The following is a 15,336-nucleotide window of genomic DNA, read 5'->3' on the forward strand; positions in this document are numbered from 1 at the left end:
AATGGCTCAAATAAAGAAATCTACTGAATCTGTAAACAAAGGTTCTTTCGTATTTTCCAAAATAAATTATCAGCTTTTCATAGCTAGTCTGGTTATAGTAGTCATTGGCTTCGCGCTAATGTCAGGTGAAACCGATATTTATAGTTTTACCAAAATCACATTAGCACCTATTGTTGTAGTTCTTGGATTTGCATTGGGGTTTGTAGCGATCTTGTACCGTCCCAAAACAACCAAAACTGAAGAATAATCTTAATAAAAAATAATGTCTATTATTGAAGCTATTATCCTCGCTATTATCGAAGGATTAACGGAGTTTTTGCCTGTCTCCTCCACAGGTCATATGATTATTGCAACCGCTCTGATGGGTATTCAGCCCTCTGCGTTTGTTAAATTATTTACAATTGTCATTCAATTGGGAACCATCTTATCGGTACTCGTTTTATATTATAAAAGGTTTTTCAAATCGCTTTCATTTTATTACAAACTGGTAATCGCAGCTATTCCAGCTTCGGTGCTAGGTTTACTTTTCAACGATTACATTGATTCACTTTTGGAAAGCCCATTGGTCGTTGCAATCATGTTGGTGATTGGTGGTGTTGTGTTACTATTTGTGGACAAATGGTTTAATAAGCCTACTGTTGAGGATTCCGACGAAATTTCCTATAAACAGGCTTTTATGATCGGTGTATACCAATGTCTTGCTTTGATTCCGGGCACATCTCGATCTGCAAGTACCATTATCGGAGGTATGGCTGAAAAATTAACGCGTAAAGCTGCAGCGGAGTTTTCATTTTTCCTCGCTTTGCCGATGATGTTTGGTGCATCAGCCGTTAAACTTTTGAAGTTTTTCAAAGAGGGGAATACATTTACGGGTGAAGAACTGAACCTGCTGATTGTTGGTAACCTAATTGGTTTTGTCGTAGCGATTGTTGCGATCAAGTCCTTTATTGGTTTTTTAACCAAACATGGGTTTAAGGCCTTTGGATGGTACAGGATAGTGATTGGCGTTATTATATTGGCATTACTCCTTTCTGGTCATAGTTTACAAATTATCTAAAATTTTTCATGGAAAACAGAGAGGTTAGTGAAAACTCAGCAAGGTTTAATTTTGCTGAAGGCGAAATGTTGTTGATTGATAAACCTTTGACATGGACGAGTTTCGACGTTGTTGGTAAAGTCAGGAATTCCCTGAAACCATTAAAATTAAAAGTTGGCCATGCGGGCACCCTGGATCCCCTGGCCACAGGATTATTGATTGTTTGCACTGGGAAGTTAACTAAAAAGATCGACAGCTATCAGGCTGAAGACAAAGAATATACAGGTACAATTACACTGGGAGGTACAACCCCTTCCTACGACTTGGAAACCGAAATTGACGAGACATTCCCGATCGCACATATTAACGAACAAATGATTTTGGATGCCGCAAAATCATTTGTGGGTGATATCCAACAATTTCCTCCGGCGCACTCTGCCATAAAGATCAATGGTGAACGTGTTTACGAAAAAGCTCGTCGTGGCGAAGATGTCGAAATAAAATCCCGGCAGGTGCGAATCAATAGTTTTGAAATTGAAAAAATTGAACTTCCTAATGTATATTTTCGCATTTCCTGTTCAAAAGGTACATATATCCGATCATTGGCGTACGACTTTGGAAAAGTATTACAAAGTGGATCACATTTAAGTTCATTAAGACGTACCAAAAGTGGTGATTATCGTGTCGAAAACGCATGGAACCTCGAACAGCTTATCGCTGAAATAAAACGTCATAAAGAAATCATTAAATAATCTCACCGACACATTTTATTGATTCTTTATCTTATTTTTGCAAAAAATCCTATAAATGAAAATCTACAGAAGTTTAGAAGATTTCTCCCCCGTTGAAAATGCAGTCGTTACCATTGGTACTTTTGACGGTGTTCATATCGGCCACCAAAAAATATTAGTCCACTTAAAGGAGGCTGCACAAAAAATCAACGGCGAAACCATATTGCTTACTTTTTTCCCTCATCCCCGGTTAATTATTAATCCAGATGATGATAGCTTACGGCTAATAAATGATATTGAAGAGAAAGTAAGCCAATTAAGCAAAGTTGGTATTGACCATTTGATCATTATCCCCTTCTCCCGTGATTTTTCCAATCAGACTCCTGAAGAATATATTAGCAATGTACTTGTAGGAAAACTGGGAACAAAGAAGATCGTGATCGGATATGACCACCATTTTGGAAAAGACCGCAAAGGATCCTTAGGCGACCTTGAACAATTTGCCTCAATATTCGATTACAGTGTAGACGAAATCCCAGAGCAGGATATCAATGATATTGCAGTCTCTTCCACCCGTGTCCGTGAAGCACTCATCAAAGGTGATATTAAAACTGCCAATCTCTATTTAGGCTATCCCTTTGAATTGACAGGGACAGTTATCCGGGGCGATCAAATCGGACGGACTATTGGATTTCCAACAGCCAATCTACAGGTACATGAGCCCCATAAACTCATTCCTGCCTACGGTATCTATGCCGTTGAGGTCTATATATACAATCACATCCAGAACATCACGACAGGCGAATATAAAGAAGAGAATCCTGTTTCCATTGCTAAGGGTATGGGATACATTGGCACAAGGCCTACGGTTGATGGCATGAATCGTGCGATTGAAATCAGTCTGTTTGATTTTGATCAGGATATTTACGGTAAGACGCTCCGCGTCAAATTCTTACATTTTATCCGACACGACGAACGTTTTGACTCGCTCGAGGAAATGAAGGCACAGATCAAAGCAGACGAGATAGCGATAAGAAGCCTTATCTGCTAATACCGCTGATTTTATCATAACGAGAAAAGGCGGGAGTACCCGCCTTTTCTCGTTATAGCTTCTTATTTTTCTCTAATAATACTTTTATTTCGACGATTGTCTTCATCCAATGCATCCAAGATACCTTTAAATCCCTAAGCGTTCTAAGTCAAATAGAGCTAATTATCGCTCCTGTAATGTAAAGCTTGCTTTTAGACTAACAGGGCTTCGATTCCAAGTCGGTAACTATCCAATCCAAAGCCACAAATCACTCCCCTGCAATTTTTAGCCAAAAAGGAATGATGACGAAATTCCTCCCGTTGATGGACATTGCTGATATGAACTTCAATGACCGGTGTCTGAATAGCAGCAATAGCATCCCCAATAGCAATGGAGGTGTGTGTATATGCGCCTGCATTCATGACAATGCCATCGTACTCAAAGCCAACTTCATGAATTTTATCAATTAATATTCCTTCGGAATTGCTCTGGAAATATTCTAATTGAACAGTTGAAAAACGTTTTTTCAACTCCTCAAAATAACTCAGGAAATCCTGATTTCCATAAATTGACTTTTCCCTAATGCCCAATAGATTTAAATTTGGGCCATTTAATACAAGGATTTTTTTCATTGATATTTAGTATTTTATACATGTTAGTTGACCAATCCGGCATGCTTGCTACTTTTGGTGGCATCAGCGTAGACCGAACGCAAAAAATGAATAATCATGATGTTTTCATAAGCTCAATAGTTACTTCAACTCTAAAAAACTCCCTATAAATCATTATAAATTGCTCTAAAGCTCGAACGAAGTCCAAAGGTAACCACGCCCGATTTATTTACGACAGGCGTTTCATAGTGTGCTTTAGCATAACGTTGCATATAACCTAATTCTAACCGAAGATTATATTTAGGGTTGAGTACATATGCTGCTTTCGCATCCGCATAATAGATATTATTCTTTATCCCTTGGGCAATATGATTGCCGTACAAATTCGGGATGGTGTTATACGATTGAAAGATATTTCCGCCCATATTGCTTCCGTCGGGTAGATCCAATCCATTTTGCGTAAACATTCCTTGCAAAGAAAAATCCCATCTATCCCAGGCATAGTTGACAAGACCAACCAATTCCCTGAAATTAGCACCTTTTGGATGCGCCAGCGGTTCGGCATTGTTACTATAATTGGAATAGGATTTAAAGTGTGCATACGTATAAGGACGAGCGGTATTATACTCGGCCAGAAAATTAAGGTTTTTGACTCCAAACATATCATAACCCCTTACCCCTAGCTGCGCCCCCCATTTGTTATGTGCATAGCCATTTCCTGCAAAAAACTCCTTCGCTGTAAATTCGCCCAATAGAAACTGACCATAAACAGTCAAGTTATAAGGCAACTTATATTTTGACGTCAAGCCTAGGAACATCTTATCTGGCGATGAACGGTTATTACTCTCAACAGGACGGATAAAGATAATTGGACTCAAATAACTAAAGTCAAATCCTCTTTTTCCCGCTTCATCCTGGGCTGCCCAAACCACAGATTGAAAGAAACCAACGGATAACTTATTGGTTACATTCCAATCCAGATACTGAAAGGCACCCCATTTTTTTCCATCACCCAGACGTGTGTTATTTTGCCCTTCCATAGGATAAACTCCGGTGAGATCCTGTCTTGGATGTGTTGGATCATTCATATACGCCCAGATGGAAGTATATTGCACGTTTCCAATTGTACCTGTGAGCTTCAAATGCGCATAATTAGATGAGAAGTCAGAAAGCAACATCGAGCGATACCCGTCTCCAATAAAGTTCTTATCGTAGGCTAGAGTCGCCTGGATATACTTATGCGCATCGTAGGTCATACTTGCAGTTGCATACATCCAATCCATCTTATTCTTAGACTGAAATTTGGTATTTCCCTGACCAGGAATTACTTTATTGGCAACAATATAGTCATCCAGGTATTTTGGAAAAACAGCCTGGCTCTCAAAGGCCGATGAGTTAAATGTGAATTTATTTCCTACATTTAACCCCACCTGAAAGCCCCTTCCGTTCATCCAAGTCCGACGTTTATCGCCCTGCATATCTTTCCCGATATACATATCCGGCAAAAAATCAGCATAGAAGGTATAATCATCTTTCTCCACTTGAACCAAATGTTCGTTAAAGATTTTACGCATGAACCAATTCGATGAGGCAACCGGTTTATTGGATTGAATCGAGTCAAACTTGGCCAGCAATAAAGAATCCATGATCACGAATGGTTTGGCTGTTGTATGCATTCTTGTCTCAGTAGAATAAACGACATCGTTCATTTTCTGATAGAAATGATACGAATAAGGTTGGCTTTTAATTTGTCCAAACCCTGCGAACGAGACACCTACCCCGATGCTTCCCAGCACAATTCGAAGTAAATTACTTTTTTTTGATATATTAAGCCCCATAAAATTATTTCAGATGATTTCTTCTAGCAAAATGTATTCCTAACTGCAAATTAACCGAATAAAAATGACTTTATTAACATTCTAAGTCAATTTTATAATGCTAAATCGTATTTGCTGTTCGTTATATTCAAAAATATTTATATCTTGCATCTTAGTAAATAACCTTGTATAACAAAATATCAGCCCTAATAAACATGAAACGCAGAACATTTATCCAAAACGCAACCTTATTAACAGCAGGTGCATTTGCGAGCAAATTTTCCTTTGCTCAGGAACATTCTTTTCCTACTGTGCGTACCCCTAAAGAGAAACGACTTTTTTCGAGCAAAGTAATTGAGGATGCTATCGCAGAATTTCAAAAAAACACAAAAAATAAAGAGTTAGCCTGGTTATTTAACAATTGTTTTCCAAATACATTGGACACGACGGTATTTCCATACGTCCAAAATGGAAGAAATTATACCTATGTAATCACCGGGGATATAGATGCCATGTGGTTACGTGATAGTAGTGCACAGGTATGGCCGTACCTCCCCTTTATGAAAAAGGACAAAAAATTACAGGATCTGATCGTTGGTTTAATCCAAAAGCAGAGCAAATGCATTAACATCGATCCTTACGCAAATGCTTTTTATAATGACCCCACCAAAAAAGGAGAATGGTTTAGTGACCATACCAACATGAAACCTGGCATCCATGAACGGAAATGGGAAATCGACTCCTTATGCTATCCGATTCGATTAGCTTATCATTACTGGAAAGAAACAAAAGATAGCAGTCCATTTAATGAAGAGTGGTTGGAGGCACAGCATAAAATCTATCAAACTTTTGTTGAACAGCAACGTAAGGATAATTTGGGACCTTATAAGTTCGAACGTACGACTTCGAGAGGTTCAGACACCTTGCAGGTCGATGGTTACGGATATCCTGTTAATCCTGTGGGTTTGATCTGCTCAAGCTTTAGGCCGTCGGATGATTCCACAATTTTTTCTTTTTTAATCCCTTCCAATTTATTTGCGGTCGTTAGTTTGAGACAAGCGGCTGAAATTCTTAAAAAGGTCAAAAACGAACAAGAGCTTTCCGCAAAAATGGAGTCGTTGGCGAATGAGGTTGAAACTGCCGTAAACAAATATGGAATTATTGACCATCCAACGTTGGGGAAAATATATGCTTTTGAAGTTGATGGTTATTCAAGCCACTTGATGATGGATGATGCGAATATCCCGAGTTTATTAGCCCTACCTTATTTAGGGGCTATTGACATCAATGATGAAGTTTATCAACGTACGCGCAATTTTGTATTATCCGATAAAAACCCATTCTTCTTTAAGGGTACCGCAGCCGAAGGCATTGGTGGTCCGCACATTGGTCGTGATATGATTTGGCCGATGTCAATTATCATGCGTGCACAAACTTCGACAAACGATGAAGAAATCCGCAACTGTATCAAAACATTAGTAAGCACACATGGGGGCACAGGATTTATGCATGAATCCTTCCATAAGAATGATCCTAAAAAATTCACCAGACATTGGTTTGCCTGGACCAATACATTATTTGGCGAATTAATTTGGAAAATATACAAAGAGAAACCATCTTTGCTTCAGTAAAACTGAATCTTATGACGCAATGTTATAGGTGGATGTAACTTATAGCATTGCGTTATGAAGAATACAATAACTTCTGGTCCTATTGGAATTTTTGATTCAGGCTATGGCGGCCTTTCGGTATTTAAGGAAATTCAGCAACTTCTCCCTCAATATGATTACATTTATTTAGGCGACAATGCACGCGTCCCTTATGGTACACGTTCATTTGAGACGGTATATAACTATACCAAACAATGCGTTTTTAAACTATTTGATCTAGGCTGTAATCTCGTTATTTTGGCCTGCAATACAGCTTCGGCCAAAGCATTGAGAACGATCCAGCAAAACGATCTTCCGCCAGGAAAGAAAGTTCTTGGTGTTATCAGGCCAACGACAGAGATCATCCATCATTATACGAAGACAAATAAAATCGGTATTCTAGCCACGACAGGAACAGTAAAATCTGAATCGTATAAAATAGAGATCCAGAAATTCAATCCAGAAATTGAAGTATTTCAACATGACTGTCCTTTTTGGGTTCCTTTGGTTGAGAATAATGAGATCAATACAGAAGGTGCGCAATATTTTGTCCAAAAGGATATCCATGAGCTATTACAGCAAAGCGATCAAATTGACACCATTGTTTTGGCATGCACACATTATCCGCTACTATTGCCTATCATCGAAAAATATGTCCCCAAAAATGTCAATATTATTTCTCAAGGGCCGATCGTTGCGAATAGTCTGCAAGAATATCTCCACAGGCATACTGAAATAGAAACATGCTGTTCCAAAAATAGTCAATTAGCTTTTTATACCACGGATGACCCTAGGGACTTTGAGAACAAAGCAAAAATATTCTTTGGAAAACCTGTTGATGCAAGCCATATCAGTGTTTAATATAAAAAGCGAAGAATTATTAAAACTTTTGTCTTTTACTTTTCGTTATTCTAGGTAAAGGAGTGTCTAATGAAAAAGAACTTTATAACTATCACATACAATCAAGAGTCAAAACATTGTGAGTCAAAAGAGTTTTCGACTTTTCAAGAAAGTGCGGATTATTTTAAGACTTTTGAGACTTCCGCTCAACCAAACTATGTCCCTGTATGTATCTATAATTTAAACACGAGTACAACATTAGAGGTGAGTGATTATTTTGTCAATAAAGATCATGAGCTGCAACAGATACTGACGCAATGTTTGGAAAAGTTTTAGGTACCCTTACATACACATTGCACAGGATGTAAGAAGATGCTATCTGTCCTATTTTTTAGATCTTTGGTAAAATGTCGATAAATTTATTACATGATATCCGATAGCATCTCATTTATTTTTAATATCTTCAAACGAACAATCGGACCATAAACAAGTCATTAACAATGAAAACCAAACTGACAATAAGCCTTTTAACAATATCGTTAGGCTTGACTGCCTGTAATTCCAATCATGCAAATTCAGGTTCCAGCCAAGATAGTACAACGAACTCAGCAACAGATACAACAAGCTACCCTCCGGTAGAAACTCAAAAAGCAAATACAGATTACAAACCCGCTTTTGCTGGACAGACAAGGATCGCCGGAGCAAAAACAGCTACAGCGTTCGAAGGCAAAGTCATAGCCGAAGGATTAAAGTCACCTTGGGGCATTGTGGCTCTACCAGAAGGTAAGTTACTCATTACAGAAAAAGAAGGTGATATGCGTATAGTAAGTGCCGATGGAAAATTAAGCGAACAAATCAAAGGTCTTCCTGCTGTTAATAGCAGTGGCCAAGGCGGATTACTTGGATTGAGGCTAGATCCGGATTTTGCTGCAAACAGGATGGTATATTGGGTTTTTTCAGACAATACGCCAGCAGGAACACTAACGGCAGTCGCCAAGGGTAAGCTTTCGGCTGACGAGAAATCAATCGAAGGAGCAAAAGTGATCTATCAAGCAACTCCTGCCCATAAGGGCAATTTACATTATGGCGGACGCATAGTTTTTGATAAAGAAGGAAATATTATTTTCAGTACCGGTGAACGATCGGATTTGGTCACAAGACCGCTGGCACAGGATCTAAATGCTGCCTTGGGTAAGATTTTGCGTATTACCAAAGATGGACAGCCTGCATCGGGAAATCCATTTATAGGAAAAGCAAATGCACGACCAGAAATCTATAGTTACGGACACCGAAATCCGCAGGGACTTGCTTTTCATCCCGAAACCGGGGATCTATGGGAAACTGAATTTGGCCCTCGTGGTGGAGACGAGCTTAATAAAATCCAGGCTGGCAGCAATTATGGTTGGCCAACCATTACCTATGGGATAGAATATAAAGGAGATAAGGTTGGTGCAGGTATACAGCAAAAAGAAGGATTGGAGCAGCCGGTTTATTACTGGGATCCTGTCCTCTCGCCTAGTGGAATTACGTTTTATACAGGTCAAAACATCCCCGAGTGGAAAAATAACTTATTTATATGCGGCTTAAGTAGTACGCATATTGCCCGAATTATTCTGAAAGATAATAAAGTCGTTGGCGAAGAGCGCTTACTTGGTAGTGAAGGGCAACGGTTTAGAGACATTGCACAAGGAACAGACGGTGCTCTCTATGCCATCACTGATCTTGGTAAATTATATAAAATAGATAAAAAGTAAATTTGATAAAGATAATTAGCCCCAATATGGGGCTAATTATTAAACATTGACGCTGCATGGACATCCCGTTATCCAAAGCTCTCTCCTGCTCCACCAATTTAATTCCTAAATTATCAATTCAGAATCAAATTACGAATCAATTTGGCACATACTACAGTTTGGCGTGATTATTGACAGCATATAACCGAAACAATAAAATATCATATGGTAAAAAAAGAAAAAATGAAAAAATTATTAGAAATTAATCCCTTATCGTTCTATGTGACTAACTGGGGATTTGTAAACAACACCGAACCAAAAAGAACGCACAAGACCTCCCAGGCTTCTCCGAAAAATTAAGCGTTCTTCCTCTAAACATTTCAATCAAATTCATTAAATCATCTACTGATATCCTCCATACGGATATTAAGTAAGAGATTTATTCTTTTAATTGTACCATCAGTAGAGGATATCAAATTATGCAAAATAAATTGCCAATAAAATCACGATAATAATGCAGGCTATCATGATGTATTTATTCATTTGGCTATTTTTTTCTCCTTCGTCACTTTTATAGTGATAATCACGTTTATTCGGTAAATTCATAAGTCTGTTTTTATTAATGATGAAGTTACGGACTTTTTTCCATATTATTCGTGATGATAAGGTTCACCTTTCATAATGGAAAATGCCCGGTAAAGTTGTTCCGTAAAGAATAAACGGATCATTTGATGCGAAAAAGTCATTTTTGACAAAGACATTTTTGAATTGGCCCGATCATAGACTTTTTGATCAAAACCATAAGGACCACCAATGATAAAAACCATATGCTGTACACTGTTGATCATCATTTTTTCCAAATAAGCCGAAAACTCCAAGGAACGGAATTCTTTGCCGAATTCGTCCAATAAAATAACCATATCCTGTGGTTGTAATTGTTTTAAAATCAGTCCAGCCTCCTTGTCTTTCTGTTGCTCCTCTGAAAGGTTTTTGCTATTTTTAATATCCGGTATTACTAGAATATTAAAGTTTACGTAGTACTTTAGTCTTTTGACGTATTTGTCGATTCCTTCGATCAAGTAAGTATCATCTGTCTTTCCAATACAAAGTAATGTTATTTTCATAGTATCTATCAAGTTATCAAAGTTCCGATTTTATTTAAAATATACGCAAACAAAAAGCTACAAAACAATAAAGAAAGTTATTCGTTTAGTTATAATACATTTATTTTCTCAACAAATGCACGAAAACCAACTTTTAAGTATGAAAAAAATTAAATCTATCTTTCTTATTGCTTTAATTTTAATTAGCTATCGAAGTTTCAGCCAGGAAAACCCTACTGACACCAGTAAAATATGGACCATCAAAGGTGAAAATACCTTTTTGATTAACCAGAGTTCATTCTCCAATTGGGCTGCAGGTGGTGTCAATTCATTTTCCGGAAATCTCACCCTAAATTATGATTTCAATTATAAAAAAGATAAATGGTCTTGGGATAATAAAGTTTTAGCGGCCTACGGACTAACTTTCCAAAAAGAATCGGATTGGCGTAAAAATGATGACAGATTGGTATTGAACAGCTTACTGGGCCATCAAGCTTCGCAACATTGGTTATATACTTTTTTCCTAAATTTTAATACGCAGTTTGCCGATGGATTTGATTATACCCAAACACCGAAACAACGTATTTCGCGATTCCTGGCTCCGGCATATTTAAGCTTTGGACCGGGCTTTGCCTACAAAAAATCTGATAACCTGAGGTTCAACCTGTCTCCAGCAGCTGTAAGGTTTGTCTTTGTTACTGATACGCTTCTTTCTACTCGATATGGGTTAGATCCAGGCAAAAAAGTAAGGACTGAATTCGGTGCCTCCTTTGATGCGTATTACAAAGTAAACCTGATGGAGAATGTTTCCTTTGAAAATATTCTAAAGCTATATTCAAATTATCTCGACAAACCTCAGAATGTTGACATAGACTACACCGCAAATCTGTTCATGAAGGTCAATAAATTTATAACTGTAAATGCTGGCCTACAAATGATCTACGACGACAACACCGCTATTCCGATTATTAAAGATGGTGTAGAGGTCGGTAAAAGAAACTCAGCTTTACAGGTTAGACAAATTGTTGGTGCTGGAGTAACCTATAAGTTTTAGTTACGACGATCAATTCTACATTAAAAACAATGACAACAATGCATTGAACATAGTCAAAAAAGCCGAAATGTACTATTTCGGCTTTCTCATTTATGGATACTGATTTAAAATTACTTATTAAAATGGTGCATCGTCAGGCATATCGTTCATCCGTGAAGGCATCGTAATACCACCACTAAATCCGGCCCCGCCAAAGTCATCGCCAAAATTCGGGGAAGGGTTCAGCGCTGACGCTGAAAATGTAGCTGGTGCATCGCCGAAACCATCGCCACCGCCCATTCCAGAAAATTCATCCTCGAGATCGACGAATTTAACGAATTTACCAACGAAACGAAGTGGCACGATTCCTGTTTCACCGTTACGGTGCTTGGCAATGATAACTTCACCAACACCGGCGGTAGGGCGTCCCTCTTCATCTTCTGTCAGACCGTAATATTCCGGTCTGTATAAGAAAAGTACCATATCGGCATCCTGCTCGATAGATCCCGACTCACGCAAATCGGATAACATCGGTCGTTTACTATTTCCTGGTCTAGATTCCACTGCACGGCTCAATTGTGATAAAGCCAAAACAGGGATATTCAATTCTTTCGCGACCGACTTCAATGCCCGGGAAATACTACCGATTTCTTGCTCCCGGTTACCTCCGCCTTTACCTTCTGCTTTACCGTGCATCAATTGCAAATAATCGACAATCACCATTTGAATATCATATTGTGCTTTTAGACGACGGCATTTTGCCCTAAATTCAAATACATTCAGCGCAGGTGTATCATCAATGATGATCGGAGCATCTGTCAGTCGCCCAATACGAGAGTGCAACTGCTGCCATTCGTGATCTGCCAGGTTACCTTTCTTCAATTTTTCCTGTTCAATTTCAGTTTCTCCAGCGATCAGACGATTGACCAACTGAACCGATGACATCTCCAGCGAGAATACCGCTACAGCTTTACCGTGTTCCACCGCCGCATTTCGTGCGACAGACAATACAAATGCCGTTTTACCCATGGCTGGACGTGCAGCGATAATCACCAGATCCGAAGGTTGCCAGCCAGAAGTCATACGATCAAGCGCGGTTAGCCCTGATGGCACACCGGTCAGACCGTCCGTGCGATCACGTAACATCTCAAGATTTGAGATGGCTTCACGCATAATATCGTCCATCTTCCGGGAATCTCTTCTCAAGTTATTTTGCGCAATATCAAACAAGCTCTTTTCGGCATGGTCCAAGAGATCGAAAATATCGGAGGTCTCGTCATAAGAGCTATTGATGATTTCAGTCGAAACTTTGATCAGTTCCCTTTGAATATATTTCTGAGAAATAATCCGTGCATGGTATTCAATATTAGCCGCTGAAACAACCCGGTCAGTCAGTTGCGTAATGTAATAAGCTCCGCCTACCATTTCCAGTGCGCCCATTCTCCGCAACTCGGATGTAACCGTCAAAATATCAATCGGTGAGGTCTTTTGGAATAAACCAAATATCGCTTCAAAAATTTTCTGATGCGATTCCTTATAGAAAGACTCAGGTTTTAAAATATCAATAATCTCGCTCAGTGCATTTTTCTCAAGCATCAATGCGCCCAAAACAGCTTCCTCAAGATCTACTGCCTGTGGCGGTAGCTTACCTAAGCCGCTTACCATATTGTTTAATTTGGTACGGCGCTCACCATAATTACCTCTTTTGTTATTATCCGTATTATTCGCCTCAAAATTGCTCTCGTTCATCATGATATTATATCCGAAATATAGCTTCCCAGCTCTTAAATTTAAGATGGGATAACAAATGTATAAAAAATAAAATTCACCACGATGATGAATTACAAACAGTAGATTTAGTTGTTCAGCCATCAACTGTCAAAACACTTTGAAGAACACAGTTTTACCGCTCCACTTATTAACACAACATGTGGAAAACATGTTGAAAATAAAAAACAAGTTCTTAAAATCAATACATTAAAAAGTGTTGATAACTTAAGCCACTGTGAATAACCAAAATTTCACAAATTCAAAATGGCGACATTTATTTCTTATCAGGGGCGAGACTAATCACGATGATTAAGCCAGAAAAATCACAGCTTTAAATCAAAAAACAAATCCTATTTTACGCATTAAAAATATTCTTATATCGTATATTTGTAAAATGACGCACGATTCTTCTACATTAAAGCCCTATAAAGATGCCAATGATGGCAAGAAAAAACAGGTGGCGGATATGTTCGACAATATTTCCCATTCCTACGACTTCTTAAACCACTTCATGTCTTTAGGGATTGATATTATATGGCGAAAAAAAGCCATTAATGCGCTAAAATCCATCAAGCCTCAGCTGATGCTTGATGTAGCAACCGGAACGGGTGATTTTGCATTGGAATCTATAAAAATATTGAATCCAAAAAAGATAATTGGTGTTGATATTTCACAAGGGATGCTTGATGTCGCCAAAAAGAAAATAGCAAACAAGGGGCTTGAAAATCAGTTCGAAGTACAATTAGGGGATTCGGAAAGACTTCAATTTGATGACAATACTTTTGACGCTGTTACCGTGGCGTTTGGGGTCCGTAACTTCGAGAACTTAGAGAAAGGATTATCTGATATCTACCGTGTATTAAAACCCGGCGGTAAAGCTGTTATTTTGGAGTTCTCGAATCCAAAAAAATTCCCAATAAAACAACTCTATAATTTTTATTTCAAATATGTAACCCCAACCATTGGAAAATTCTTTTCAAAAGATGCCAGTGCTTACGAATATTTACCGGAATCTGTTGCTCAGTTTCCCGATGGACAGAAATTTGTTGCTATAAATAAAAAGGCTGGCTTTGACCAAACGATTGTAAAACCTCAAACGTTTGGTATCTGTACGATTTATATCGCTACTAAATAAGTCAATAAACGATTCTACGACTTCATATTAGCATTAAAAGACGGTCAATATCGAGTTTTAATATTTCAACTAGTTAACATATATGACAAAGACAGTTTTCATCACAGGAGCAAGTTCAGGTATTGGCCAAGCCTGTGCTGAAGTATTGGCAAAGGAAGGCTACAATCTTTTACTTTGTGCCCGCAGACTAAATCGTTTGGATGAATTGAAGGAAAAACTGAGTTCAGCCTACCCCGATATCAAAATTCATACCTTTGAGTTAGACGTCAGAGATTCAGAGCAGGTCCAGAATCAAATAGATGGTTTGCCACAGGAATGGAAAAAAATCCATGTGTTAATTAATAATGCCGGACTTAGTCAAGGGCTGGATCCTATTCAGGATGGCGATATTGGTGACTGGGACAGAATGATCGATACCAACGTCAAGGGCTTGCTTTATGTCAGCAAAGCAGTTATCCCATTAATGGAAACTGAAAATGGGGCACATATTGTCAATTTAGGATCTATAGCCGGAAAAGAGGTTTATCCCAATGGTAATGTGTACTGTGCGACAAAACATGCCGTCGACGCTTTAACAAAAGCAATGCGTATCGACCTGCTTTCCAGAGGCATAAAAGTTAGTTCCATTGATCCCGGAATGGTCGAGACAGAGTTCTCTCAAGTTCGTTTTCATGGCGACAAGGAACGGGCAAAAAACGTCTATGCAGGCGTGCAGCCCCTAACCGGAACCGACATCGCTGAAACAATACTTTTTGTCATCACCAGACCGGCGCATGTGAATATCAACGATCTATTAATAATGCCCACAGCTCAGGCTACGGGCACGATTGTCAATCGAAAATAATTAA

The 15,336-nt window shown here is 38.6% G+C and carries 16 protein-coding genes; 11 read left to right on the forward strand and 5 right to left on the reverse strand.

Features of this window, described 5'->3' with window-relative positions; translation table 11 throughout:
* Position 1: 1 nt before the first annotated feature.
* Genes HPC41_RS13700 through HPC41_RS13715 form a run of 4 tightly spaced genes read left to right on the forward strand, consistent with a single transcriptional unit; the run spans position 2 to position 2,818 of the window.
* The gene (locus HPC41_RS13700; RefSeq protein ID WP_172394546.1) at positions 2-247 is read left to right on the forward strand and encodes a DUF3098 domain-containing protein; all 246 of its coding nucleotides are present in this window, start codon (positions 2-4) and stop codon (positions 245-247) included.
* Between the two features lie 15 nt (positions 248-262).
* On the forward strand, positions 263-1,057 hold the full coding sequence (locus HPC41_RS13705; protein WP_172394547.1) for an undecaprenyl-diphosphate phosphatase: 795 nt from the start codon (positions 263-265) through the stop codon (positions 1,055-1,057).
* Positions 1,058-1,065: 8 nt separating this feature from the next.
* Positions 1,066-1,788 carry a tRNA pseudouridine(55) synthase TruB gene (gene truB, locus HPC41_RS13710; RefSeq protein ID WP_172394548.1) on the forward strand — a complete coding sequence of 241 codons (723 nt, stop codon included), beginning with the start codon at positions 1,066-1,068 and terminating at the stop codon, positions 1,786-1,788.
* A gap of 55 nt (positions 1,789-1,843) precedes the next feature.
* Positions 1,844-2,818 carry a bifunctional riboflavin kinase/FAD synthetase gene (locus HPC41_RS13715; protein WP_172394549.1) on the forward strand — a complete coding sequence of 325 codons (975 nt, stop codon included), beginning with the start codon at positions 1,844-1,846 and terminating at the stop codon, positions 2,816-2,818.
* Positions 2,819-3,009: 191 nt separating this feature from the next.
* On the opposite strand, the gene aroQ is transcribed toward HPC41_RS13715, so the two are convergent.
* Both aroQ and HPC41_RS13725 read right to left on the reverse strand, forming a co-directional pair.
* Positions 3,010-3,429, reverse strand: coding sequence for a type II 3-dehydroquinate dehydratase (aroQ, locus tag HPC41_RS13720; RefSeq protein WP_172394550.1), 420 nt, complete (start codon positions 3,427-3,429; stop codon positions 3,010-3,012).
* 143 nt (positions 3,430-3,572) lie between these two features.
* Positions 3,573-5,246, reverse strand: coding sequence for a gliding motility protein RemB (locus HPC41_RS13725; RefSeq protein ID WP_246250644.1), 1,674 nt, complete (start codon positions 5,244-5,246; stop codon positions 3,573-3,575).
* A gap of 194 nt (positions 5,247-5,440) precedes the next feature.
* Between HPC41_RS13725 and HPC41_RS13730 the strand changes: the two genes are divergently transcribed.
* The 4 genes from HPC41_RS13730 (at position 5,441) to HPC41_RS13745 (ending at position 9,468) form a co-directional block, all read left to right on the forward strand.
* A complete protein-coding gene (locus tag HPC41_RS13730) occupies positions 5,441-6,856 on the forward strand; it encodes a glycoside hydrolase family 125 protein (RefSeq protein WP_172394551.1) in 1,416 nt (471 codons plus the stop codon).
* A 54-nt stretch (positions 6,857-6,910) separates the two neighbouring features.
* Positions 6,911-7,735: a glutamate racemase gene (murI, locus tag HPC41_RS13735; RefSeq protein WP_172394552.1), complete on the forward strand. Its 825-nt coding sequence runs from the start codon at positions 6,911-6,913 to the stop codon at positions 7,733-7,735.
* Positions 7,736-7,804: 69 nt separating this feature from the next.
* The gene (locus tag HPC41_RS13740; RefSeq protein WP_172394553.1) at positions 7,805-8,050 is read left to right on the forward strand and encodes a hypothetical protein; all 246 of its coding nucleotides are present in this window, start codon (positions 7,805-7,807) and stop codon (positions 8,048-8,050) included.
* A 164-nt stretch (positions 8,051-8,214) separates the two neighbouring features.
* Entirely contained in the window at positions 8,215-9,468 is a 1,254-nt protein-coding gene (locus HPC41_RS13745) for a PQQ-dependent sugar dehydrogenase (RefSeq protein WP_172394554.1), read from the forward strand.
* 456 nt (positions 9,469-9,924) lie between these two features.
* Here HPC41_RS13745 and HPC41_RS25605 read toward each other — a convergent pair whose 3' ends face one another.
* Complete coding sequence (locus HPC41_RS25605) at positions 9,925-10,053, reverse strand: hypothetical protein (RefSeq protein ID WP_281358815.1); 129 nt, start codon at positions 10,051-10,053, stop codon at positions 9,925-9,927.
* Between the two features lie 44 nt (positions 10,054-10,097).
* Positions 10,098-10,571 carry a 23S rRNA (pseudouridine(1915)-N(3))-methyltransferase RlmH gene (gene rlmH, locus HPC41_RS13750; RefSeq protein WP_172394555.1) on the reverse strand — a complete coding sequence of 158 codons (474 nt, stop codon included), beginning with the start codon at positions 10,569-10,571 and terminating at the stop codon, positions 10,098-10,100.
* A 139-nt stretch (positions 10,572-10,710) separates the two neighbouring features.
* On the opposite strand from rlmH, the gene HPC41_RS13755 reads away from it, so the two are divergent.
* Positions 10,711-11,604: a DUF3078 domain-containing protein gene (locus HPC41_RS13755; RefSeq protein WP_172394556.1), complete on the forward strand. Its 894-nt coding sequence runs from the start codon at positions 10,711-10,713 to the stop codon at positions 11,602-11,604.
* 117 nt (positions 11,605-11,721) lie between these two features.
* Here the strand turns inward: HPC41_RS13755 and dnaB are convergent, their stop codons facing one another.
* Positions 11,722-13,335, reverse strand: coding sequence for a replicative DNA helicase (gene dnaB / locus HPC41_RS13760; RefSeq protein ID WP_104382556.1), 1,614 nt, complete (start codon positions 13,333-13,335; stop codon positions 11,722-11,724).
* Between the two features lie 412 nt (positions 13,336-13,747).
* Here dnaB and ubiE point away from each other — a divergent pair, with 412 nt between their 5' ends.
* Both ubiE and HPC41_RS13770 read left to right on the forward strand, forming a co-directional pair.
* Entirely contained in the window at positions 13,748-14,488 is a 741-nt protein-coding gene (gene ubiE, locus HPC41_RS13765; protein ID WP_172394557.1) for a bifunctional demethylmenaquinone methyltransferase/2-methoxy-6-polyprenyl-1,4-benzoquinol methylase UbiE, read from the forward strand.
* An 82-nt stretch (positions 14,489-14,570) separates the two neighbouring features.
* Positions 14,571-15,332, forward strand: coding sequence for an SDR family oxidoreductase (locus HPC41_RS13770; RefSeq protein WP_172394558.1), 762 nt, complete (start codon positions 14,571-14,573; stop codon positions 15,330-15,332).
* The last annotated feature ends 4 nt before the right edge of the window (positions 15,333-15,336 follow it).

Source organism: Sphingobacterium prati (assembly GCF_013167215.1).
GTDB classification, from domain to species: Bacteria; Bacteroidota; Bacteroidia; order Sphingobacteriales; family Sphingobacteriaceae; genus Sphingobacterium; species Sphingobacterium prati.

Excerpts from the sequence above, each read along its gene's own strand:
- HPC41_RS13700 (WP_172394546.1), top strand. The coding sequence starts at position 2 with ATGGCTCAAATAAAGAAATCTACTGAATCTGTAAACAAAGGTTCTTTC.
- HPC41_RS13705 (WP_172394547.1), top strand. The coding sequence starts at position 263 with ATGTCTATTATTGAAGCTATTATCCTCGCTATTATCGAAGGATTAACG.
- truB (WP_172394548.1), top strand. The coding sequence starts at position 1,066 with ATGGAAAACAGAGAGGTTAGTGAAAACTCAGCAAGGTTTAATTTTGCT.
- HPC41_RS13715 (WP_172394549.1), top strand. The coding sequence starts at position 1,844 with ATGAAAATCTACAGAAGTTTAGAAGATTTCTCCCCCGTTGAAAATGCA.
- aroQ (WP_172394550.1), bottom strand. The coding sequence starts at position 3,429 with ATGAAAAAAATCCTTGTATTAAATGGCCCAAATTTAAATCTATTGGGC.
- HPC41_RS13725 (WP_246250644.1), bottom strand. The coding sequence starts at position 5,246 with ATGGGGCTTAATATATCAAAAAAAAGTAATTTACTTCGAATTGTGCTG.
- HPC41_RS13730 (WP_172394551.1), top strand. The coding sequence starts at position 5,441 with ATGAAACGCAGAACATTTATCCAAAACGCAACCTTATTAACAGCAGGT.
- murI (WP_172394552.1), top strand. The coding sequence starts at position 6,911 with ATGAAGAATACAATAACTTCTGGTCCTATTGGAATTTTTGATTCAGGC.
- HPC41_RS13740 (WP_172394553.1), top strand. The coding sequence starts at position 7,805 with ATGAAAAAGAACTTTATAACTATCACATACAATCAAGAGTCAAAACAT.
- HPC41_RS13745 (WP_172394554.1), top strand. The coding sequence starts at position 8,215 with ATGAAAACCAAACTGACAATAAGCCTTTTAACAATATCGTTAGGCTTG.
- HPC41_RS25605 (WP_281358815.1), bottom strand. The coding sequence starts at position 10,053 with ATGAATTTACCGAATAAACGTGATTATCACTATAAAAGTGACGAAGGA.
- rlmH (WP_172394555.1), bottom strand. The coding sequence starts at position 10,571 with ATGAAAATAACATTACTTTGTATTGGAAAGACAGATGATACTTACTTG.
- HPC41_RS13755 (WP_172394556.1), top strand. The coding sequence starts at position 10,711 with ATGAAAAAAATTAAATCTATCTTTCTTATTGCTTTAATTTTAATTAGC.
- dnaB (WP_104382556.1), bottom strand. The coding sequence starts at position 13,335 with ATGATGAACGAGAGCAATTTTGAGGCGAATAATACGGATAATAACAAA.
- ubiE (WP_172394557.1), top strand. The coding sequence starts at position 13,748 with ATGACGCACGATTCTTCTACATTAAAGCCCTATAAAGATGCCAATGAT.
- HPC41_RS13770 (WP_172394558.1), top strand. The coding sequence starts at position 14,571 with ATGACAAAGACAGTTTTCATCACAGGAGCAAGTTCAGGTATTGGCCAA.